This is a genomic window from Alsobacter sp. P4_H11, assembly GCF_056400925.1.
Genome location: NZ_JBFUKI010000006.1, coordinates 339,246 through 359,864 on the forward strand (window position 1 = coordinate 339,246; position 20,619 = coordinate 359,864).

General features: G+C 67.6%; 20 protein-coding genes and 1 tRNA gene. 10 read left to right on the forward strand and 11 right to left on the reverse strand.

Features of this window, described 5'->3' with window-relative positions:
- The first annotated feature begins 89 nt into the window (after positions 1-89).
- Positions 90-974, forward strand: coding sequence for an SMP-30/gluconolactonase/LRE family protein (locus AC1DSZ_RS13275; RefSeq protein ID WP_476838825.1), 885 nt, complete (start codon positions 90-92; stop codon positions 972-974).
- A 51-nt stretch (positions 975-1,025) separates the two neighbouring features.
- On the opposite strand, the gene preA is transcribed toward AC1DSZ_RS13275, so the two are convergent.
- Complete coding sequence (gene preA / locus AC1DSZ_RS13280; RefSeq protein ID WP_476838826.1) at positions 1,026-2,339, reverse strand: NAD-dependent dihydropyrimidine dehydrogenase subunit PreA; 1,314 nt, start codon at positions 2,337-2,339, stop codon at positions 1,026-1,028.
- 11 nt (positions 2,340-2,350) lie between these two features.
- A complete protein-coding gene (locus tag AC1DSZ_RS13285) occupies positions 2,351-3,739 on the reverse strand; it encodes an NAD(P)-dependent oxidoreductase (protein ID WP_476838827.1) in 1,389 nt (462 codons plus the stop codon).
- A gap of 413 nt (positions 3,740-4,152) precedes the next feature.
- Here AC1DSZ_RS13285 and AC1DSZ_RS13290 point away from each other — a divergent pair, with 413 nt between their 5' ends.
- From AC1DSZ_RS13290 to AC1DSZ_RS13310, 5 genes are all read left to right on the forward strand, one after another.
- Entirely contained in the window at positions 4,153-5,304 is a 1,152-nt protein-coding gene (locus tag AC1DSZ_RS13290; RefSeq protein ID WP_476838828.1) for an extracellular solute-binding protein, read from the forward strand.
- Positions 5,305-5,421: 117 nt separating this feature from the next.
- Positions 5,422-6,555: an ABC transporter ATP-binding protein gene (locus tag AC1DSZ_RS13295; protein WP_476838829.1), complete on the forward strand. Its 1,134-nt coding sequence runs from the start codon at positions 5,422-5,424 to the stop codon at positions 6,553-6,555.
- Entirely contained in the window at positions 6,552-7,460 is a 909-nt protein-coding gene (locus AC1DSZ_RS13300) for an ABC transporter permease (RefSeq protein ID WP_476838830.1), read from the forward strand. The genes AC1DSZ_RS13295 and AC1DSZ_RS13300 overlap by 4 nt, the downstream gene beginning before the upstream one ends.
- Positions 7,461-7,468: 8 nt before the next feature.
- Positions 7,469-8,317 carry an ABC transporter permease gene (locus AC1DSZ_RS13305; RefSeq protein WP_476838831.1) on the forward strand — a complete coding sequence of 283 codons (849 nt, stop codon included), beginning with the start codon at positions 7,469-7,471 and terminating at the stop codon, positions 8,315-8,317.
- A gap of 256 nt (positions 8,318-8,573) precedes the next feature.
- Entirely contained in the window at positions 8,574-8,912 is a 339-nt protein-coding gene (locus tag AC1DSZ_RS13310; RefSeq protein ID WP_476838832.1) for a hypothetical protein, read from the forward strand.
- Positions 8,913-8,994: 82 nt separating this feature from the next.
- On the opposite strand, the gene AC1DSZ_RS13315 is transcribed toward AC1DSZ_RS13310, so the two are convergent.
- The 3 genes from AC1DSZ_RS13315 to AC1DSZ_RS13325 all read right to left on the reverse strand — a co-directional run bounded on the left by AC1DSZ_RS13315 (position 8,995) and on the right by AC1DSZ_RS13325 (position 11,522).
- Positions 8,995-10,689, reverse strand: a complete 1,695-nt coding sequence (locus tag AC1DSZ_RS13315) for a methyl-accepting chemotaxis protein (protein ID WP_476838833.1) — start codon at positions 10,687-10,689, stop codon at positions 8,995-8,997.
- 280 nt (positions 10,690-10,969) lie between these two features.
- A tRNA-Ala gene (locus AC1DSZ_RS13320) sits at positions 10,970-11,045 on the reverse strand.
- A gap of 87 nt (positions 11,046-11,132) precedes the next feature.
- Positions 11,133-11,522: a TIGR02300 family protein gene (locus AC1DSZ_RS13325; RefSeq protein WP_188520221.1), complete on the reverse strand. Its 390-nt coding sequence runs from the start codon at positions 11,520-11,522 to the stop codon at positions 11,133-11,135.
- Between the two features lie 170 nt (positions 11,523-11,692).
- On the opposite strand from AC1DSZ_RS13325, the gene aroA reads away from it, so the two are divergent.
- From aroA to rpsA, 3 genes are all read left to right on the forward strand, one after another.
- Complete coding sequence (gene aroA / locus AC1DSZ_RS13330; RefSeq protein WP_476838834.1) at positions 11,693-13,057, forward strand: 3-phosphoshikimate 1-carboxyvinyltransferase; 1,365 nt, start codon at positions 11,693-11,695, stop codon at positions 13,055-13,057.
- A 4-nt stretch (positions 13,058-13,061) separates the two neighbouring features.
- Positions 13,062-13,694 carry a (d)CMP kinase gene (gene cmk, locus AC1DSZ_RS13335; RefSeq protein ID WP_476838835.1) on the forward strand — a complete coding sequence of 211 codons (633 nt, stop codon included), beginning with the start codon at positions 13,062-13,064 and terminating at the stop codon, positions 13,692-13,694.
- A gap of 243 nt (positions 13,695-13,937) precedes the next feature.
- Complete coding sequence (gene rpsA, locus AC1DSZ_RS13340; protein WP_476838836.1) at positions 13,938-15,647, forward strand: 30S ribosomal protein S1; 1,710 nt, start codon at positions 13,938-13,940, stop codon at positions 15,645-15,647.
- A 111-nt stretch (positions 15,648-15,758) separates the two neighbouring features.
- Here rpsA and AC1DSZ_RS13345 read toward each other — a convergent pair whose 3' ends face one another.
- The 3 genes from AC1DSZ_RS13345 to rph form a co-directional block, all read right to left on the reverse strand.
- Entirely contained in the window at positions 15,759-16,406 is a 648-nt protein-coding gene (locus AC1DSZ_RS13345) for a hypothetical protein (protein ID WP_476838837.1), read from the reverse strand.
- A 107-nt stretch (positions 16,407-16,513) separates the two neighbouring features.
- Positions 16,514-17,143, reverse strand: coding sequence for an RdgB/HAM1 family non-canonical purine NTP pyrophosphatase (gene rdgB / locus AC1DSZ_RS13350; protein ID WP_476838838.1), 630 nt, complete (start codon positions 17,141-17,143; stop codon positions 16,514-16,516).
- A 10-nt stretch (positions 17,144-17,153) separates the two neighbouring features.
- The gene (rph, locus tag AC1DSZ_RS13355; RefSeq protein ID WP_476838839.1) at positions 17,154-17,867 is read right to left on the reverse strand and encodes a ribonuclease PH; all 714 of its coding nucleotides are present in this window, start codon (positions 17,865-17,867) and stop codon (positions 17,154-17,156) included.
- A gap of 208 nt (positions 17,868-18,075) precedes the next feature.
- Between rph and hrcA the strand changes: the two genes are divergently transcribed.
- Positions 18,076-19,143 (forward strand): heat-inducible transcriptional repressor HrcA, encoded by a 1,068-nt coding sequence (hrcA, locus tag AC1DSZ_RS13360; protein ID WP_476838840.1) that lies wholly within the window; start codon positions 18,076-18,078, stop codon positions 19,141-19,143.
- 3 nt (positions 19,144-19,146) lie between these two features.
- Here hrcA and AC1DSZ_RS13365 read toward each other — a convergent pair whose 3' ends face one another.
- Genes AC1DSZ_RS13365 through AC1DSZ_RS13375 form a run of 3 tightly spaced genes read right to left on the reverse strand, consistent with a single transcriptional unit; the run spans position 19,147 to position 20,605 of the window.
- Positions 19,147-19,449 carry a type II toxin-antitoxin system RelE/ParE family toxin gene (locus AC1DSZ_RS13365; protein ID WP_476838841.1) on the reverse strand — a complete coding sequence of 101 codons (303 nt, stop codon included), beginning with the start codon at positions 19,447-19,449 and terminating at the stop codon, positions 19,147-19,149.
- Positions 19,446-19,715: a type II toxin-antitoxin system ParD family antitoxin gene (locus AC1DSZ_RS13370; RefSeq protein WP_476838842.1), complete on the reverse strand. Its 270-nt coding sequence runs from the start codon at positions 19,713-19,715 to the stop codon at positions 19,446-19,448. Before AC1DSZ_RS13370 ends, AC1DSZ_RS13365 begins: the two co-directional genes overlap by 4 nt.
- Before the next feature lie 50 nt (positions 19,716-19,765).
- On the reverse strand, positions 19,766-20,605 hold the full coding sequence (locus tag AC1DSZ_RS13375) for an EamA family transporter (protein ID WP_476838843.1): 840 nt from the start codon (positions 20,603-20,605) through the stop codon (positions 19,766-19,768).
- Between the last annotated feature and the right edge of the window lie 14 nt (positions 20,606-20,619).

Genomic DNA, 20,619 nt, shown 5'->3' on the forward strand with positions numbered 1-20,619 from the left:
CGGCAGCCAAGCCGGTCGGGACGAGCTATGCATTGTGCAAGCATAAAGCCAATGAGAGTTGCGTCGCGAAACGGCCCAAAGGAACAGCCATGCGAGTTGAAACGCCCCGCTTCGAACAGCTGATCGACATCCCACTCGGCACCGGCGAGAGCCCCGTCTGGGCGCCCGACCAGAACGCGCTCTATTTCGTCGACATCGCCGCGCCGGCGCTCTTCCGGCTCGACGCCGCGACACGCGACCTGAAGCGTTGGACAATGCCGTCCGCGATCGGCAGCTTCGGCCTCTGTGCGGACGGCCGCGCCGTCGTCGCGCTTAAAACGGGCGTCTACCTGTTCGATTTCGGGTCCGAATCGCTTGATCTGCTGGTCGCGCCCGAGCCCGATATTCCGGGCAACCGTCTCAATGACGGCAAGGTCGGGCCGGATGGCTGCTTCTGGGTCGGCAGCATGGACGATCGCCCGCCCGAGCAGAAGCAGCCCATCGCGGCGCTGTATCGGGTGACGCCAGACGGAGCCTGCCAGCGCATGACGGATGGGCTGATGACCTCGAATGGGCTTGCCTGGAGCCCGGACGGCAAGCGGCTGTTTCATTCCGACAGCCGCCTACGCTTTATCCAGTGTTTCGACTGCGACCCGCGCACCGGCGCCCTCTCCAACCAGCGGCGCATCCGCGTCATGGAGGAAGAGGAAGGCCGCCCCGACGGCGCGGCCTGCGACGCCGAGGGGTACTACTGGTCGGCGGGCGTGTCGGCCGGCTGCCTTAACCGCATCGCACCCGACGGAACCATCGAGCGAAAGCTCATGCTCCCGGTGGCTTCGCCCACCATGCCGTGCTTTGGCGGTCCGGACCTGAAGACCCTTTACGTGACCTCGCTGGCGACCGACCGCACCGGCGTCTACCAGGCCGGAACCCTGATCCGGTTCGAGGTGGATGTCCCCGGCGCCAAGGTGGCGCGCTTCGGCGAGCCGCTCTGAGACCGCTTGACGATGGCCGGGCCAAGCCCGGCCATACCGGTCGGCGAGGCCCTACTCCGCCGCGACCTGCGCCATCGGGTTGTTGGGGTGCGTGGTCCAGTTGCTGTAGCCAGGCTGCACCACCCGGCCAGTGCGCGGATCGACCGAGCCCGCCGCCATGGGCTGCATCGTGATGCAGTTCTGCACGGGGCAAACCTCGACGCACAGATTGCAGCCGACGCATTCCTCGTCCTTGACGACGAACATGCGCCGGCCGTCCACCAAGTTGGCGATCGCCTGGTGGGAGGTGTCCTCGCACGCAATATGGCAGCGCCCGCACTTGATGCAGAGATCCTGGTCGATCACCGCCTTGGTGACGTAGTTCAGGTTCAGGTACTGCCAGTCGGTGACGTTCGGCGTCGCCAGGCCGCGGAAGTCGTCCAGGGTCGCGTAGCCTTTCTCGTCCATCCAGTTGGACAGGCCCGCCGTCATCTCGTCGATGATCTTGAAGCCATAAGTCATCGCGGCCGTGCACACCTGCACGGTGCCGCAGCCCAGCGCGATGAATTCCGCGGCATCCCGCCACGTCGTCACGCCGCCGATGCCCGAGATCGGCATGCCGTGCGTTTCCGGGTCACGGGCGATCTCGGCCGTCATGTTGAGCGCGATCGGCTTCACGGCCGGGCCGCAATAGCCGCCATGCGAGCCCTTGCCGTCGATCGTGGGCGTCGGCGCCATGCGGTCGAGATCCACGGACACGATCGACGAGATCGTATTGATCAGCGACACCGCGTCCGCGCCGCCGCGTTTCGCGGCCCGCGCCGGGTGGCGAATGTCCGTGATGTTGGGCGTCAGCTTCACGATCACGGGCATGCGCGTATGCTGCTTGCACCAGCGCGCCACCATCTCGATATATTCGGGCACCTGCCCGACGGCCGATCCCATCCCACGTTCCGACATGCCGTGCGGGCAGCCGAAATTCAGCTCCACGCCGTCGCACTCGGTTTCCTCCACGGCGGCCAGGATCGCCTTCCAGCTCTCCTCGTCGCAGGGCACCATGAGCGACACCACCATGGCGCGGTCGGGGAAGGCCTTTTTGACGGCCTTGATCTCCTGAAGGTTCACCTGCAGCGGCCGGTCGGTGATCAGCTCGATATTGTTGAAGCCCAGCAGGCGCCGGTCCGCCCCGTGGATAGCGCCGTAGCGCGGGCCGTTCACGTTGACGACCGGCGGGCCCTCCGAGCCCAGCGTCTTCCACACCACGCCGCCCCAGCCGGCCTTGAAAGCGCGCGTGACGTTGACCTCGCGATCGGTGGGCGGCGCGGAAGCCAGCCAGAACGGGTTGGGAGACCGGATGCCGAGAAAATTCGTGCGCAGATCCGCCATGACGCCCTCCCTTATTCGGCCGCGTGCACGGCGCGAGCCGCCGCGACAGCGCTCATCAGCGCGCGGTTGATGCTGAGGCCGGCCTGCTTGCCGTCCTCCACGGCCGAGACCGTGAGGTCCTGGCCCCCGGCCACGCAATCGCCGCCGGCCCAGACGCCCGGCAAGCTGGTGCGTCGCTCGTCGTCCACGACGATCCGGCCGCCCGAGAGCGCGAGCGTCTCCGCGCCGCCGAGATCGCCCGGGGTGAGGAGCTGGCCGACCGCGCACAGCACCATGTCGGCCGGAAGCGTGAAGCGCTCGCCCGTTCCGGCGAGCTTGCCGGCGACCTCGGCGGTGCGCTCGAAGGTGACGCCCGTGACCTGCCCGGCGTCGCCGGTCAGCTCGGCGGGGGCCGCCCAGGTGCGGATCAGCACGCCGTTGGTTTGCGCCAGTTGTTGCTCGTAGAGGGAGGCCTTCATCGCGTCCTGGCCGCGGCGGTAGACGATCGTGACCTCTTCCGCGCCGAGCCGCTTGGCCTGCACGGCCGCGTCCACGGCCGTCATGCCGCCGCCGATCACGACCACCCGGCGGCCGATCGGCAGCTTCGACTTGTCGGGCGTCTGCCGCAGCGTGGCGATCCAGTCCACCGCATCCAGCACGCCGCCGAGTTCGCCTTCGCCCGCAAGGCCGAGCTGGTTGACGCCGCTGAGCCCGACGCCGAGAAACACCGCGTCGAAATCGGCCCGCAGGCCGGCCAGATCGGAATCCTGGCCGAGCCGCTGGTTGGTCTCCACCCTGATGCCGCCAAGCGATAGGATGAACGCCACCTCGCGCTGGGCGAAATCGTCCGGCGCCTTGTAGGACGCAATGCCGTATTCGTTCAGGCCGCCGAGCCGCGGCCTGATCTCGAACACCGTGACCTCGTGGCCGTGCTCCGCAAGCTTGTGTGCGCAGGAGAGGCCCGCCGGTCCCGCCCCCACGACGGCGATCCGCTTGCCGGTGGCGGGCGCGCGCCGGAACGGCTGATGGGCGCGATCCAGCAGCACGTCCGTGGAATAGCGTTGCAGGAGGCCGATCTTCACCGGCTTGCCCTCGGCCTCGTTGCGGACGCAGGCCTCCTCGCACAGCGTTTCGGTCGGGCACACCCGCGCGCACATGCCGCCGAAGATGTTGGCCTTCAGGATGGTTTCGGCCGACCCGATCGGGTTGTCGGTCTGGATCTGCCGAATGAACAGCGGGATGTCGATCGAGGTCGGGCAGGCGGTCTGGCAGGGCGCATCGAAGCAGAAATAGCAGCGGTCGGCCTCGACATGCGCCTCGTGGCGATCGAGCGGCGCATGGAGGTCGCCGAAATTGGCCGTGTACTCGGCCGTGCTCAAGCGCCCGGACGCGATCCCGGCGGTGCTTCGGTTGGCGCTCATGGTTCCCCTCCCATTTCGCCGTAACGCGCGCGGCCGCGCATCTGAATCCTGACCGTTTGGTCAGGTTGAGGCCGGATCGGCGGGGTGTCAAGCGACCCGCAAGCCCGGCCGACGCGCAGGGGCGGCGCGGCTGTCGCAATGTGACAAATCATCGTCGCAAAGCCTGAGCGCGCCGGACCGGCACAACCATAGGCTTCCCATACGGGCGAAAGCCCCGCCGGACGACCGTGGGAGGGGAACCATGATCGCACGCGCCCATCCACCGCGCCGCTCGGGGTCGCGCCGGGAAGCCCGTTTTGGCGGCTTCCCTTTGCGTCACGGCCCCGTAAACTGGCGTCAATAAAGAACGATCGCGTCCGGTTCGGGCGCGGTGGCCGCGGCCGAGCCACGGCTGAACTCCGGAGGGTAAGATCATGACGAAGCGCGACAACGAGGCCGGGCTCATTTCCCGGCGCGGGCTGATCAAGACGGGCGCGGCCGCCGCCGCCCTGACGGTCGCCTCTCCGGCCATCATCCGCGGCTCGCTGGCGTCGTCCGGCGTGCTCAACTTCATCGGCTGGGCCGGCTACGACGAGTTCCCGAAGGTCTTCGCCCTCTTCGAGAAGAAGACCGGCATCAAGGTGAACTTCACCGGCTATGGCAGCCAGGACGAGATGGTCGCCCAGGCCAAGACCGGCGCGGCCACCAACGGCAGCTTCGACATCTGCGAGCCGACCTCCGACCGCCTGCTGAGCTGGACCGACAACGACTTCGTCCAGCCGTGGGACGAGAAGCGCATGAACATCGAGGGCATTGACCCGGCGTTCCTGCAGGGCGGCGCCGCCAACGCGCTGACGATCAACGGCAAGCGCTATGGCACGACCTCGGTTTGGGGCAGCGAGTCGCTGACCTACCACGCCAAGGACGCCCCGATGGTCTATGGCAAAGCCAGCCTGATGGACCTGTTCGACGACAAATACGCCGGCAAGCTGACGCTGCGCGGCCATTCGGGCCTCGTCGCCATCGGCCGCGGCCTCGACGCGCAGGGCAAGCTCCCGCACAAGTTCGAGGAGAGCTTCACGGACGAAGCCAAGATGACCGCGAACTACGACGCGATCCTCAAATTCGCCCTCTCTAAGCGCAAGAACGTCGCGCAGTTCTGGTCCAACGAGAACGAGGCCCAAGGCGCGTTCCGCACCAACGGCTGCACGGTCGGCATGTGCTGGGACACGTCGGCGGCCGCGCTCATGAAGGAAGGCTTCCCGGTCGGCTACATCGCCCCCGTGGAAGGCACCGTCTGCTGGCTGCAGAACTTCGTGCTGCTGAAGGGCGCCAAGAACCTCGAGCAGGTCTACGCCTGGATCTCGTGGATCAACTCGCCCGAGGGCGGCGCCGCCTGGGCGGCCGCCTATGGGGCCAACTCCACCTCCAAGGGCGCGGTTGAGCTCGCCGACGCCAACGCCAAGAAGTTCTTCCAGACCGCCTATCCGGGCGACGCGCTGAAGAAGCTCTGGTGGTGGCCGGCCCAGCCGTCCTGGTTCATCAGCAAGCGCACCGAATACGCCAAGAAGTTCATGTCGGCGTAACACCCCGCGACGCGCCGTGGACGGGCGGGCTCGCTTCGCCCGTCCATGGCCCCAGCCTGAACGACCCTCCCTGGCCGATCGCGTGCGGCGGCGCCTGCAACGACCCTCTGGAGCCCCATGAGCCAGGACGTCGAACTCGACAACGTCACCATGCGCTTCGGCGACTTCACGGCCGTCCGCAACATCAACCTGACCGTCCGGGCGGGCGAGTTCTTCAGCTTCCTGGGCCCGTCCGGCTGCGGCAAGACCACGATCCTGCGGATTCTGTCGGGCTTCACCGAGCCTACCGAGGGCCACGTCCGCATCGGCGGCGTCGACATGGCCGGCAAGGGCCCCAACGAGCGGCCCACCGCCCTGATCTTCCAGAACCTCGCGCTCTTTCCGCTGATGAGCGTGTGGGAGAACATCGCCTTCGGCCTCGAGGTCCGCGGCGTCCCTCGCGAGAAACGCCGCGCACGCGCCATGGAGCTCCTCGAGCTCATCGCCATGCCGGACGCGGCCGACAAGCGCATCAGCGAGCTTTCGGGCGGCATGAAGCAGCGCGTCGCCATCGCGCGGGCGCTCGCCGTGGAGCCCAAGGTCATGCTGCTCGATGAGCCGCTATCGGCGCTCGATCTCAAGCTGCGCCAGCACATGCGCTCCGAATTGCGCGCCATCCAGCGCCGCACCGGCGTCACCTTCATCTACATCACGCACGACCAGGGCGAGGCCCTGACGATGTCGGACCGCGTCGCCGTGATGTCGCGCGGCCGGATCGAGCAGGTCGGGCCGTCTTCCGAGATCTACGACGCCCCGCAGACGCCCTTCGTGGCCACCTTCGTGGGCGAGAACAACCGCTTCTCCGGCCGCGTCGCCGAAATCGCGGGCGGCTTAGCCCGCATCGAGACGGCGGCCGGCATGCTGTCCGGCCGCGCCGGTCCGGCGCTCAAGGCCGGCGATCAGGCGACGCTCTTCGTGCGTCCCGAGCGGTTGCGCATGGGGACGGACGACGCGAACCGGCTGTCGGCCCGCATTGACCACGTGGATTTCGAGGGCAGCTTCGCCAACCTGTTCCTGAACGGCGCCGCCGACGGCGAGATCATCGTGCAGGCCGCCAATGACGGCGCGCTGCCGAGCCTTTCGCCCGGCGTGGAGCTCGCGCTCGGTTTCGCGCCCGAGAGCGCCGTGGTGCTGCCGACCGGCGGCGACGCCGGAGCGGCGGAGGGCGCCGGCGGATCGCACGCCGCCGTCGCCGCGGAGGTCGCCGCGTGAGCGAGCTCTTCCGGCGCTACGGAACCGGGATGGCGCTCGCGATGCTGTCGGGCGTGGCCATCTGGGTCATCGCCATGGTGGTGCTGCCCTATTTCGTGATGGTGGAATATTCCTTCCATCCCAATCTCACCATGGTGGAGATGGGCGGGCCCAAGGACCACTACACGCTCGAGAACTACGCCTCGCTGTTTCGCGGCATCGACGTCCTGAACCTCGATTTCCCGGACGACTTCCGCGTGTTCCTGCGCACCCTTTGGGGCGCCACGTTGGTGACCTTCATCTGCCTCGTGGTGTGCTACCCGGTGGCCTATTACCTCGCCAAGGTGGCGACGCCCGAGCGCGCGTCCTTTCTGTTGCTGATCCTCGTGATCCCGTTCTGGATCAACGAAATCCTGCGTACCTTCTCGTGGTACATCATGCTGGCCTATAGCGGCCCGCTGAACATCATCCTGAAGGCGCTGGGGATCATCGACGCCCCCGTGCGCTGGCTGTCGGGCAGCGGCGGCGTGCTGATCGGCATGACCTACGCGTTTCTGCTGTTCATGATGTTTCCGCTCTATAACGCGCTGGAAACGCTGGATCGCAACCAGGTCGAGGCCGCCCGCGACCTCGGCGCGCCCACCTGGCGCATCCACTGGCGCGTCGTGATCCCGCACGCCAAGCCGGGCATCGCGGTGGGCTGCATCATGGTGTTCGTGCTGGCGGCGTCCTCCTACGTGGTGCCCGCCCTCCTTGGCAGCCCGGGGACGCGCTGGTTCACGGAGACGATCTACAGCTGGTTCTTCGAGGCCCAGAACTGGCCGCGCGGATCGGCCTATGCGTTCATCCTGCTCGGCCTGTGCGTCGCCTTCATCCTCACGATGATGCGCGTCTTCAAGGTCGGGCTGACCGACATCGCCAAGTAGAGGCCCCGATGCAGTCGCACCGCGCTTCGGACCGTCTCCTGACGATCTATCTGGGCCTGTTCCTGCTTTATCTGTTTCTGCCGCTCGTCGTGATGGCGGCCGCTACCTTCAACACCAGCCGCTTCCCCACCGTGACGCCATGGCTCGGCACCACCACCCGGTGGTTCGAGGCGCTCTACAACGACGCCGGCATGTGGGTGGCTCTCAAGAACAGCTTCATCATCGGCTTCTTCGTGATCGTCGTCTCGGTGCCGCTCGGCGTCGCCGCCGCGATGGTGCTGAACGGCGTCCACGCCAAGGCGCGCGGTTTTCTCTACGCCGTGATGGTGTCGCCGCTGCTCACGCCCGGCGTGATCATCGGCATCTCGACGCTGGTGTTCTGGGACCGGCTGGGCGTCAAGGGCGGCCTGCATCTGGCCGTGATTGGTCAGTCGAGCTTCATCACCGCCTATGTGATGCTGATGGTGCTGGCGCGCCTCCAGCGCTTCGACTCCAGCCTGGAGGAAGCTGCGCTTGATCTGGGCGCCAGCCACGGGCAGGTTTTCCGCCGCATCCTCGCCCCGCACCTCAAGCCCGCAATCATCTCCGGAGCCGTGCTGGCCTTTTTCCAGAGCTTTGAGAACTACAACACCACCCTGTTCACGCGCGGCACCGACACGACGCTGACGATCTACATCGCATCCAAGGTGCGCACCGGCCTCACGCCGGCCGTGAATGCGCTCGGCCTGATCCTGATCGCCGTGACGGTCGCGGGCGCGATCGCCTACGAGATCATGCGCCGAAGGGAATCGGCCCGTGAAAGGGCGGCCGAGAAAGCCGCCGAGCAGGAAGAGATGAGCGCGCTGCAACTCGCCTGAGGAGCGTTAACGCCTCAAACTTCGCATATAAACATCTTCCGCATGACACCGGTTAATTGCGTGTTCACCATCGGAGATGCAACCGCAGGGTATTGCTCTCAAAACGGCATTTGCAACGCACGATACAACCTGTGATTGCTTCTCAAGCTTTGATCCTTCGCTCACCGTGAGAGCAATCCGGGGCGAAACCCCGGCATGAGGCGCCAGCGGCGAGCGCCAGAATGGCCGCGGAGCCTCCAGGATCAAAGGATGCGCAATGACCGATGACACCCTCACGTCGGTGGACACCATTACGATCGCGGCCCTACTCCGCGCTCTTCAGGTTGTAATCACCGCTTACCACGCCGAACACGCCGATCCGGCCGCCCTCCAGGCGCTCGAGCAGGCGACCCTCGCGGAGATCAAGGCGCTCGACACGGGCGACTTCACCTACGAGGAACAGGCCGAAGGCCTTGCCGAAGGGCTGATCTACGCTCGCGCAATGTTTCGTTACGCGCTCGCCAATCCGGGCCGGCCTACCCTGCCGTCGGGTGTTCAACCGGCCGCGCCGGACCTTTCCGCCGATCAGCCGCAGCTCCAGCATCATCGCAACTGACAGGTTGGCCGGCCGCCCGGGGCAGCGTCCGGCCACCTGAAGCGAGAGTGATCGACCTGGTGCAATCAGGTCGAACTTCGCTCTAGCGAACAGCGCGCCGACGTCCCTTGAAGGCGTCGTCCGCCAGGCTCTGCAACCGAGCGGGCTCACCGCCGCCATGGCGGCCCTGATCCACCCGGAAATGGGCCACGAGATCATTGAGGCGCGTCAGCTGCGATGTCAGCGTGGCGGCTGAAGCGGCGCTCTGCTCAGCCAGCGCGGCGTTCTGCTGCGTCATTTCGTCGAGATGCGCGATCGCCTGGCTCATCTCGTCGATGCCGTTGGCCTGTTCGCCGGACGCGTCCGAGATCTCCGTCACCGTGCCGGCGACCCGCTGCGACGCGTCCACGATTTCGACCAGCGCGCTGCCGGTGGAGCGCACGAGGCGCACGCCCTCGGCCACTTCCTGCGCCGAGCTGTTGATCAGGCCGGTGATGTCCTTCGCGGCGTCGCTGGAGCGCTGCGCGAGCGTGCGCACCTCCGAGGCCACGACCGCGAACCCCTTTCCGGCCTCACCCGCGCGGGCCGCCTCGACGGCCGCGTTGAGCGCCAGCAGGTTGGTCTGGAACGCGATGTCGTCGATCACGGTGGTGATGTCCGAAATGCGCTTGGACGCCTGCTCGATCCGCTCCATCGCGGCCACGGCCTCGATCACCACCTTGCCGCCCTGCTCGGCGACCCGGCGCGCATCATTGGCGGCCGCCACAGCGGAGCGGGACGACGCCGCCGAGGCCTTCACGGACGCGGCCAATTCCTCGGTGGTGGCGGCCGTCTGCTCCAGCGACGAAGCCTGCTGCTCCGTGCGGCCGGACAGGTCATCGGCGCCGCTGTTGATCTCACGGGCGGCCTGGCCGACATCCGCGGCCGTGCCCTGGATGGTCGCCACCGTCTCGGCCAGTCGCGCCACGGTGTCGTTGAAGGCTTCGCTCAGTTCTCCGAGACGCCCCTGATGCTGCGTCCTGATCGTCCGGGTGAGGTCCCCCTGCGCCAGCGACTGTAGGCTTGCGGCGAGTTCGGACGTGGCCGAATCAATCGATTGGCACAGGCCGTTCATGCTCTCGGCGATGCGGCGGATGAAGCCCGTTTTTCCGTCCACGCTCAGCCTGTGCGTGAAGTCGCCCGCTTGCGCGCCCGCCGCCACGGCGGCGATCTCGTCCTGGGCGCCGACCTCGGCGGTCACGTCCCGCCATTCCAGCATGGCTCCGTGGCGTTGACCCTTGGCCAGGATGGGAGACACGACGAGATCGAAGGTTCGCCGGCCAACCTTGACCCGTGCGACGTGCGGGGCCGTGAGGCCGGACACCATGCGCTCCTGATGGGCCGGGTTCCGATGGAAGATCCCCATCGATTCGCCGATGATCCCGTTCGGGTCGAAGCGCGGCAGGGCCTGCCTGAAATCCGTGACGTGCTCGGCAAAGAGCCGGCGAACTGATTCGTTGGCGTAGACGATGCGATGATTCTCGTCGGCCATCATTACGTTGGTGGGCGAACTGTCGATCGCCGCCCGCAGGCGCGTCAGCTCCGTTTGAGCGTCCCGTTCAGCATCAGTCGTCACCACCAGGGCCGGTTCGGCCCAGACCAGGTGGACGGCGGCGGCCAGAACGAATCCGAGCGAGACGGCGCCGACGCCGAGGCCCAGCGCCGGGTTCGCGCTTGCGGCCAGCCATGCCAGCCCCATCGTGCCCAGACCTGCTCCCGCGAGCAGGAGCCACCGCGTGATTGTTCGCCCAGAAGCCATGACTCGATCCCCCTTGCCACCCCCGGTACGCGTAACTGCGTTGCACAATTAGGGGTTGGTATTGACAACCGTTAGGGGACATTTCTGACAATGGGGTAAACAGAATGCATTTTTTAACTTAAACACGGGTGTTAAACGACAAAACACAAGATCCAGCCGTGCGAGCGCAAAACACACGAAAACGCCGTCAAAATCGCGACGGCGTTCAGGCAAGCAGACAAATTGTCGGATTAGTGCGCGTTTAGCAGCTCGCCGCCTCGGATGGCGGGAAAGTTCCGGTTGGTGGAGCCAGGCGGGATCGAACCGCCGACCTCTTGAATGCCATTCAAGCGCTCTCCCAGCTGAGCTATGGCCCCACTCACCGAAACCAGGGGGTTGGGGCCCCCCGGTGCGTCGCCGTCTTGCGTCGGCGAGGGGGTCTATAGCCGCCCTCGCCGATCGGATCAAGCCTCTTCGTCGTCTTCTATTTCGCCGTCGATCAGGTCGGCCACGTCATCGTCGCCGGCCTCTTCCTCTTCCAGGAAGGTGTCGTCGTCTTCGGCGATGTCGTCCTCGATCTCGACGTCGTCGTCGGTCGGCAGCTCCTTGCCGCTCTCCTCCGCCTCAACTTCATCAAGGGACACGAGCTCGGGGCCGGCGCCGGCCTCTTCGGTCTCCTCGTCGTCGTCACGATTGGCGACCTCGGCCGCGCGTCCCCGCGTCGGCGGCGCGATCGCGGCCGCCGTATAGGTGGTTCCGCATTTCGGGCAGACGATCGGATCCTTGCCGAGATCGTAGAATTTCGCGCCGCAGCTCTGGCATTGGCGCTTGGTGCCGAGTTCCGGTTTCGCCACTGGGACCAGCCTTGTCAGGGAAAAAGGGATGGCTTCGGTTAGTCGCCCGTTCCCCGGCTGTCAACGTGTCGCTCGTCCTTGCCTGGCTTGAGGTCCCGCCGCGTGACGGCGCCGTGCGCCTGTGCTAGGTGCGGCCAGCCTTTCGGAACCCGCACCCGGAGAGATCGACGGTGTCCAGCTCGCCCGCCTCAGAGGCCCATCACGGCGCCCCGCAGCCGCTCACGGCGAGCCCCGGCGCGAGCCTGCGCGGCCGCGTTCGCGCGCCGGGCGACAAGTCGATCTCGCACCGGGCCATGATCTTCGGCCTGCTCGCGGTCGGCGAAACCACCGTCGAGGGCCTGCTCGAGGGCGAGGACGTGCTGCGCACCGCCGAGGCGTGCCGCGCACTTGGAGCCACGATCGAACGCACGGGCGAGGGCGCGTGGCGCATCCAGGGCGTTGGCGTCGGCGGCCTGCGGGAGCCCGCCGGCGTGCTCGACTTCGGCAACGCCGGCACCGGATCGCGCCTGATGATGGGCGTCGTCGGAGGCGCCGGGATCACGGCGACGTTCGATGGCGACGCCTCGCTGCGCAAGCGCCCCATGCGCCGCATTCTGGATCCGCTGACCCGCATGGGCGCGGTGGTGGTGTCGGAGGCCGAGGGCGGCCGTTGCCCGATCACGCTGAAGGGCGCGCAGGATCCGCTTCCGATCGAGTACCGCACGCCGGTCGCGTCCGCGCAGATCAAGTCGGCGGTTCTGCTCGCCGCCTTGAATGCGCCGGGCCGCACCACCGTGATCGAGGCAGAGGCGTCGCGGGACCACACCGAGAAGATGCTGCGCTACTTCGGCGCGACCGTCACGGTGGAGACCGAAGGCGAGCATGGCCGCCGCATCGTCCTGGAGGGCCGGCCCGAGCTTAAGGCCGCCCACGTGGTGGTGCCGGCCGATCCGTCCTCCGCCGCCTTCCCGATCGTGGCGGCGCTGATCACGCCCGGCTCCGACATCGTCGTCGAGGGCGTGATGATGAACCCGCTGCGCATCGGCCTCCTGACCACCCTGCGCGAGATGGGGGCCGACATCGTCGAGCTCGACCGTCGCCAGGAAGGCGGCGAGGACGTCGCCGACCTGCGCGTCCGCCACTCGGCGCTTTCCGGCGTCGACGTGCCGGCCGGCCGCGCCCCCTCGATGATCGACGAATATCCGGTGCTGGCCGTCGCGGCCGCCTTCGCGACCGGAGAGACCCGCATGCGCGGCCTCCAGGAACTCCGCGTCAAGGAGAGCGACCGACTGCAGGCGGTGGCGGACGGCCTTGCGGCCAATGGCGTGGACCACAGCATCGTGGGCGACGATCTCCTGGTGCGCGGCGGCGCCGGGCAGGCGCAAGGCGGCGGGACCGTCGCCACCCACCTCGATCACCGCATCGCGATGAGCTTCCTGGTGATGGGCCTCGCATCGCGCCAGCCCGTGACGGTGGACGACCGCACCATGATCGCCACCAGCTTCCCCGCCTTCGAGGGCCTGATGCAGGGCCTTGGCGCCCGGTTCTCGGCCTGACGCCATGATCATCGCGATCGACGGCCCTGCCGCATCCGGCAAAGGCACCCTCGCCAAGCGGCTGGCCGTTCATTACGGCCTGCCCCATCTGGACACGGGCCTCCTCTATCGCGCGGTCGCCCGCACGCTGCTGGACCACAACGATCCGCTCGGCGATGAAGCCCTGGCGGTGCGGGCCGCGCAGTCGCTCGATCTCGCGCACCTCGACGAATCGCGTCTCCGCGGCCGCGAGATGGGCGAGGCCGCCTCCGTGGTGGCCGCCATCCCGGCGGTGCGCACCGCGCTCACGGCCTGGCAGCGCCAGTTTGCGGCGCGCCCCGAAGGCGCGGTGCTGGACGGCCGCGACATAGGCACCGTGATCTGCCCGGACGCGCAGGTGAAGATCTTCGTCACCGCCTCCGCCGAGGAGCGCGCCCGCCGGCGCCACCGCGAGCTCGCCGGCCGGGGCGACACGACGCCCTACGAGGACGTGCTGGCTGACATCCGCAAGCGAGACGCGCGTGATTCGGGCCGCACAACTGCGCCCCTCGTGGCCGCCCCCGACGCACGCTTGCTCGATACGACCGATTTGGGTATAGAGCAGGCCTTCCAGGCTGCCGTCGCTCATGTCGAGGCCGCGAGGCGGGAGCCGGACTGACGCCCGAAGGGGTCGAGGAACCGGTTCCGGAGAAGAGGGCGCGTCCACCGCGCCCTTCTTGTCGTGTCGCCCCGCGTGTCGATATCCCCCGGCTCCCTGGCCGAAATGAACCACGCTCCTGATCGTCGGTTCGCGCCGGCCCGCCCATGGCGGGGGCCTTCGCTCTCGCGGAGGCATCGGCGAGACGGAGCGCATCGCAACGCAAACCACCGGCGCCGGGCCTCCATGGCCCCAGGAGAACATATGTCCGCAGCCTTGAAAAACCCGTCGCGCGAAGATTTCGCGTCGATGCTCGATGAGTCCTTCTCCGCCGCCGACGCCCTCGAGGGTTCGGTCGTCAAGGGCAAGGTCGTCGCCATCGAGAAGGACATGGCCGTCATCGACGTCGGCCTGAAGACCGAGGGCCGCGTCGCCCTCCGCGAGTTCACCGGACCCGGCCGCGAAGGCGTCCTCGAGGTCGGCGACGAAGTCGAGGTCTATCTCGACCGCATCGAGAACGCGCTCGGCGAAGCCGTCATCTCGCGCGACAAGGCTCGCCGCGAGGAGAGCTGGGTCAAGCTCGAAGTCTCGTACGAGAAGAACGAGAAGGTCACGGGCGTGATCTTCAACCAGGTCAAGGGCGGCTACACGGTCGACCTCGACGGCGCCGTGGCGTTCCTGCCGCGCTCGCAGGTCGACATCCGCCCGATCCGCGACGTCACCCCGCTCATGGGCGTGCCGCAGCCGTTCCAGATCCTCAAGATGGATCGCCGCCGCGGCAACATCGTCGTGTCGCGCCGCACCGTCCTCGAAGAGACCCGCGCCGAGGCTCGTTCCGAGCTGGTCGCGAACCTCGAGGAAGGCCAGACCGTCGACGGCGTCGTCAAGAACATCACCGAGTACGGCGCGTTCGTCGATCTCGGCGGCATTGACGGCCTGCTGCATGTCACCGACATGGCTTGGCGCCGCGTGAACCACCCGTCCGAGGTCGTAACCATCGGCCAGCAGCTCAAGGTCAAGATCATCAAGATCAACCATGAGACGCACCGCATCTCTCTCGGCATCAAGCAGCTGCTTGCTGATCCGTGGGAGGGCATCGAGGCCAAGTACCCGGTCAACGCCAAGTTCTCGGGCCGCGTCACCAACATCACGGACTACGGCGCCTTCGTGGAGCTGGAGCCCGGCATCGAAGGCCTCATCCACGTCTCCGAGATGTCGTGGACCAAGAAGAACGTCCACCCCGGCAAGATCGTCTCCACCTCGCAGGAAGTGGAAGTGCAGATCCTCGAGGTCGATCCCGTCAAGCGCCGCATCTCGCTGGGCCTCAAGCAGACCCTGCAGAACCCCTGGGAGGCCTTCGCCGAGAAGAACCCCTCCGGGACCGTGGTCGAGGGCGAGGTCAAGAACAAGACCGAGTTCGGCCTGTTCATCGGCCTGGACGGCGACGTCGACGGCATGGTCCATCTGTCCGACCTCGACTGGAATCGCCCTGGCGAGCAGGTCATCGAGGAGTTCAAGAAGGGCGACATCGTCAAGGCGCAGGTCCTCGACGTCGACGTCGAGAAGGAGCGCATCTCGCTTGGCATCAAGCAGCTCGGCGGCGATCCCTTCGCGGATGCGGCTGCGGCTGGCGACGTCAAGAAGGGCGCGGTCGTGACCTGCGAGATCACCGAGGTCAAGGAGTCCGGCCTCGAGGTCAAGATTGTCGGCACCGACCTGACGGCCTTCATCAAGCGCAACGAGCTCGCCCGCGAGCGCCAGGACCAGCGTCCCGAGCGTTTCGCCCCCGGCGAGAAGATCGACGCCCGCGTCACCATGTTCGACCGCAAGTCGCGCAAGGTGCAGGTCTCGATCAAGGCGCTCGAGATGGCCGAAGAGAAGGAAGCCATCGCGCAGTACGGCTCGGCTGACGCCGGCGCTTCGCTCGGCGACATCCTGGGCGCCGCCCTCAAGCGCGCCAACAAGGGCGAGTAATCGCCCCGCCGATCGGGCCTCGGCCCGGTCGGCCTCTGAGCTCATACGAAAACCCGCCCGGAGCGATCCGGGCGGGTTTTTTCATTCAAGCGGCGGGATTGGGTCGCGTCGTCAGTCGAAGCGCGCCAGCCGGGTCAGGGACGAGGCCGCGGCCGTGACGCCGCCTACGACGTCGCCCATGCTGGGCAGCAGCTTGGGGGTGCGGAAACCGAAGATGCGCGGGCCGTCATGATCGGCCTGTTCGGCGGCTGCGCCCTGCGCGGCCGGCGGCTCCGCGACGGCCGCCACCACGACGGGGGCGGGCCGGGCCGGCTTGGCGGTCGCGACAGCCTGGACCTTGCGGCGGGGCGCGGGCGCGGGCTCGTCGGCCGCCATCACGGTGTAGCTCAGCCGAGGCTCGGCCCAGGCGCCGCCAGCCAGGGCCGCGAAGGGCCGCGAGAGGGATGTCTGGAAGCCGGGGTCGCCGTCCATCGGAAAACCGTGCGCCAGCTCGGCCTGCATCGGAAATGCGCCCGTGATCGTGAACGACGCCGCCTGGGGAGCAGCCGCGACCCGCCCGGCAGTTTCGACCGGCGCTGCGCTGGGCGTGGACGGCGCGACCAGAACGATCGCGGGCGGCTGCACGGGCTGCGGCTTTCCCACGACGGCGTTCGTGATCGCGGCGACGCACAGGGCTGCCGCAACGGACGTGACGATCTGGCCGGACGCCGTGCGGACAAAGGATGCGGTGGCGGCGAGCAGGTGCTTGGAATCGTTCATCGGGGCGGCCTCATTCAGCGACAACCTGAATAAGCCGGTGCGTTGCGGCGCAAGCTGGACCGGATCCCGGCTGCAAAAAGGCGACCGGATTGGAAGGCCTGGCCTGCTCAGGCCAGGCAGGCCTGCTCCAGCAGGATGAAGGCTCGCGCCCGGTGCGACAGGCCGAGCCCGTGCGGCGGCAGGCCGTGCTTTTCCTCGGCCGACATCTCGCCGAATGTGCGGCTGTGGCCGTCCGGCAAAAACATCGGGTCGTAGCCGAACCCGGCCGTGCCGCGCGGCGGCCAGACCAGCGTGCCGTCGACCCGGCCCTCGAACTCTTCCACATGGCCGTCGGGCCAGGCGATGCAGAGCGCCGAGATGAACCAGGCGTGGCGCTGGTCCGGCTCGAAGGCGTCGCGCTCGCGCAAGCCAGCCTCGACCTTCTGCATCGCGGCGCCGAAATCCTTCTCGGGTCCGCCCCATCGCGCCGAATAGATGCCCGGCGCACCCTCCAGGGCCGCCACGCAGATGCCGCTGTCATCCGCGACGGCCGGCAGGTTGGCCGCCATCGCGGCGGCCTGCGCCTTGATCCGGGCGTTCTCGGCGAACGTCGAGCCGGTTTCGTCCGGCTCGGGCAGGTCCAGCTCCCCGGCCGACACGGCCGTGAGGCCATGCGGGGCGAGGAGCTCCTGCATTTCCTTCAGCTTGCCCTTGTTGTGGGTGGCGATCACCACCGTGCCGGAAAGCTTGCGGGCCATGTCGGCCTCCCTACATCACGGCGAGCTTCTGGAGCTCGACCAGCTGCGCGACGCCCTGCTTGGCGAGCCGCATGAGCGTCAGGAACTCTTCCTCCGAGAACGGCTTGCCCTCGGCCGTGCCCTGGATTTCGACGAGGCCGCCGGTTCCGGTCATCACGAAATTGGCGTCGGTCTCGGCTCCGTTGTCCTCGGCGTAGTCGAGGTCGAGCACCGGCGCGCCCCTGGTGATGCCGCACGACACCGCCGCGACGTGATCCTTAAGCGGATTGCCGGTCAGCATGGAGCGGCCGCGCATCCACTGGATGCAGTCGTGCAGCGCCACCCAGCCGCCCGTGATCGCGGCTGTGCGGGTGCCGCCATCGGCCTGGATCACGTCGCAATCGATCACGATCTGCTTTTCGCCGATCGAGGTCAGGTCCACGACGGAGCGCAGCGAACGCCCGATCAGGCGCTGGATTTCCTGCGTGCGGCCGGAAGGCTTGCCGGACGTCACCTCGCGGCGCGTGCGCTCATGCGTGGCGCGCGGCAGCATGGAGTATTCGGCCGTCACCCAGCCCTTGCCGGTGTTGCGCAGCCATGGCGGGGCGCGCTCTTCCAGCGAGGCCGTGCACAGCACATGCGTTTCGCCGAACTTCACCAGGCACGAGCCCTCGGCGTAGCGGGCCACGCCGCGCTCCAGGCTCACTTTGCGCAGCTCGTCGGGCGCGCGGCGGGAGGGTCGCATGAGGGCATCCTGTCTATTGAAACGAAGGTTGCGGGCGTTCTAGGCCCCGCCGGGCAGGAGAGCAAGGCGGGCCGGCCGTCGGTTTCCCCGCCCAAAGCGCCCGCCCGGCGCTGCTCAAGCGTCGCAGAGCCTTGATTGCAGCCTGCCGAACGCCCAACAATAAGAACGGTCCTCGCGATGGCGGGGCCAAGTCGAGGATGTGAGCACAGTGGCGCAGCCGACCAGCCGGGCGCTCTTGGACCTGAACGACCGATCGCGCGAGATCTTCCGCCGGATCGTGGAAAGCTATCTGGCGACCGGCGAACCGGTGGGTTCGCGCAATCTCTCGCGCATTCTCCCCATGGCGTTGTCGCCGGCGTCCATCCGCAACGTGATGTCCGACCTCGAGATGGCCGGCCTCCTATTCGCTCCGCACACCAGCGCCGGGCGCCTGCCCACAGAGGCGGGCCTGCGCTTCTTCGTAGACGCCCTGCTGCAGGTCGGCGACGTCACCACCGAGGATCGCTCGCGGATCGAAGCGGAGGTGCGCGCCTCCGGCCAGCAAAAGAACACCGACGCAATTTTGGCAGAAGCCTCGTCGCTGCTGTCCGGCCTGTCGCGCGGCGCCGGCGTGGTGGCGACCAGCAAGGCGACCGCCCGCCTCAAGCATCTCGAATTCGTCCGCCTCGACCCCGCCCGCGCCCTCGTGGTGCTGGTCAGCGACGACGGCGCGGTGGAAAACCGCATCGTTGACCTGCCGCCCGGCCTGCCGGCCAGCGCGCTGGTGGAAGCCTCGAACTATCTGTCGGCCCGCATCCGCGACCGCACGCTCGGCGAGCTCGTCAGCGAAGTCGAGAACGAGCGCACCCGCGCCGAATCCGAGCTCGATTCGCTCACCGCCCGCCTGGTGGAGAGCGGCCTCGCAAGCTGGGGCGGCCGGGGCGACGACCGCCAGCTCATCGTGCGCGGTCAGGCCAACCTCCTGGAAGACCTCCGCGCCATGGAGGACCTGGAGCGTATCCGCCTCCTGTTCGAGGATCTCGAAACCAAGAAGGAGGTCATCGAGCTCCTGGCCCGCGCCGAGCAGGGCGAGGGCGTGCGGATCTTCATCGGCTCGGAGAACAAACTTTTTTCGCTGTCCGGCTCGTCCCTCATCGCGGCCCCGTTCCGAGACGCCTCGCAGAAGATCGTCGGCGTCGTGGGCGTGATCGGCCCGACGCGGCTCAATTATGGGCGGATCGTCCCGATGGTCGACTACACGGCGCGGGTTGTGAGCAGGCTGCTGGAGGGGCGGTAGCGTTCACGTCAGAGCCGACGTCCAATCCTGCCCGCCGTAGAATACTCGCAAGATCGTCACGGTCTCCGGTCCGACAGAGAAAGCCAGCGTTATGCGGCGCTCAAAGCCAATGATGCGCAATCCCGGCCGAATGTCATCGCGCGCTAAACCGCGCTCTCCCGCCATGTCGAAGTTGAAACAATAACGCTCGATACGGTCGATATAGCCGCGCGCAACGACCTCGCCAGCTGCGCTTGCGATCCAGTCAAACAGTGCGCCCAGATCATCGATCGCCTCTGGCGCAAGAACGACTTCGCGCCGCTTCACCCCTTCGGCGTCCGCCGGGATCTCAAAATGGCGAAGGCCTCGCGAACCGGTACGCCGCGGGTTGGGTCAGCCTGAATGGCGTCGTAGGTTGCCGCCACATCTTCCCGGAGCCAGCGCTCCACGGCGTCGTCGCGCTCTTTCAACGCGCGAAGGCCCGCCCGTACAACTTCGCTAGCGGATGCGTAATCTCCAGACGCGACTTTCTCGTCGATGAACGCGGCATGCTCGACGGGAAGACTGAAGGTGCGTTTCTCAGGTGCTGGCATCGCTTTCTCCGGCGGTATGACTGGATCATACCAGCGGCGGTACGCTGTCGCTACCCCAGCCGGATCACCGCTACGCCGGCTAGCGCCACCAGGGCGGCGGTCCAGCGCAGCCAACCAACCGGCTCCTTCAGCCCCACGGCCGCGATCAGCACGCCGAAGAAAATCGAGAGTTCGCGCAGCGCCGCGACGGCGCCGACGGGCCCGTGCGTGAAGCCGTAGAGCACCAGCAGGTAGGAGCCGTTCGACATCAGGCAGGCCAGACTGCTGAAGCCGAGATTGCCCTTGTAGGCGCGCCGCACGCCCGGCCCCTCGATCGTGAGCAGCGCCGCCATCGTGATCGCGTTGGCGACGGACACCGCGCAGCCATACTGGATGGGATCGCCCGCGATCCGCACGCCTTGCGCGTCCGTGACCACGAACAGCGCGTTGGCGAGCCCGGCCAGCATCGCGAGCCCGATTCCGACCTTGTCGAGGCGCTCGCCTCGTCGCGCCGACAAGGCCAGCAGCAGCACGCCCAGCGAGATCGCGACGATGCCCACGAACGTGATGGGGGTGACGCGCTCGCCCACCGCGAGCCAGCCGATCAGCGTAACGCCGAGCGGCGCGACGCCGCGCACCAGCGGGTAGCCGAGCGCGAAGGGCAGGCGCCGGAAGGTGGCCATCATGGCCCGCATGGTGACGAGGTTGAAGGCCGTGCCGAGCCCCAGCCACATCAGCGCCCGCGGGGGCGGCAGGCCGAGCCACAGCACGCCAGGCAGCATCAAGAAGCCAGCCGTGATCACCACGGCGGCGAGCGCCAGCCCGGGCTCGGGGCGGCTCCGCGCCGCCGCGTTCCAGGCCGCATGCAGAAAGGCGCTCAGGAGGGCGGCGGCGAAAACGATGGGGGTCAAGGCGGAGGTTCCGC

Bases quoted from the DNA above. Each gene is read 5' to 3' on its own strand.
- AC1DSZ_RS13275 (WP_476838825.1), top strand. From the start codon at position 90: ATGCGAGTTGAAACGCCCCGCTTCGAACAGCTGATCGACATCCCACTC.
- preA (WP_476838826.1), bottom strand. From the start codon at position 2,339: ATGGCGGATCTGCGCACGAATTTTCTCGGCATCCGGTCTCCCAACCCG.
- AC1DSZ_RS13285 (WP_476838827.1), bottom strand. From the start codon at position 3,739: ATGAGCGCCAACCGAAGCACCGCCGGGATCGCGTCCGGGCGCTTGAGC.
- AC1DSZ_RS13290 (WP_476838828.1), top strand. From the start codon at position 4,153: ATGACGAAGCGCGACAACGAGGCCGGGCTCATTTCCCGGCGCGGGCTG.
- AC1DSZ_RS13295 (WP_476838829.1), top strand. From the start codon at position 5,422: ATGAGCCAGGACGTCGAACTCGACAACGTCACCATGCGCTTCGGCGAC.
- AC1DSZ_RS13305 (WP_476838831.1), top strand. From the start codon at position 7,469: ATGCAGTCGCACCGCGCTTCGGACCGTCTCCTGACGATCTATCTGGGC.
- AC1DSZ_RS13310 (WP_476838832.1), top strand. From the start codon at position 8,574: ATGACCGATGACACCCTCACGTCGGTGGACACCATTACGATCGCGGCC.
- AC1DSZ_RS13315 (WP_476838833.1), bottom strand. From the start codon at position 10,689: ATGGCTTCTGGGCGAACAATCACGCGGTGGCTCCTGCTCGCGGGAGCA.
- cmk (WP_476838835.1), top strand. From the start codon at position 13,062: ATGATCATCGCGATCGACGGCCCTGCCGCATCCGGCAAAGGCACCCTC.
- rpsA (WP_476838836.1), top strand. From the start codon at position 13,938: ATGTCCGCAGCCTTGAAAAACCCGTCGCGCGAAGATTTCGCGTCGATG.
- AC1DSZ_RS13345 (WP_476838837.1), bottom strand. From the start codon at position 16,406: ATGAACGATTCCAAGCACCTGCTCGCCGCCACCGCATCCTTTGTCCGC.
- rdgB (WP_476838838.1), bottom strand. From the start codon at position 17,143: ATGGCCCGCAAGCTTTCCGGCACGGTGGTGATCGCCACCCACAACAAG.
- rph (WP_476838839.1), bottom strand. From the start codon at position 17,867: ATGCGACCCTCCCGCCGCGCGCCCGACGAGCTGCGCAAAGTGAGCCTG.
- AC1DSZ_RS13370 (WP_476838842.1), bottom strand. From the start codon at position 19,715: ATGCCAGCACCTGAGAAACGCACCTTCAGTCTTCCCGTCGAGCATGCC.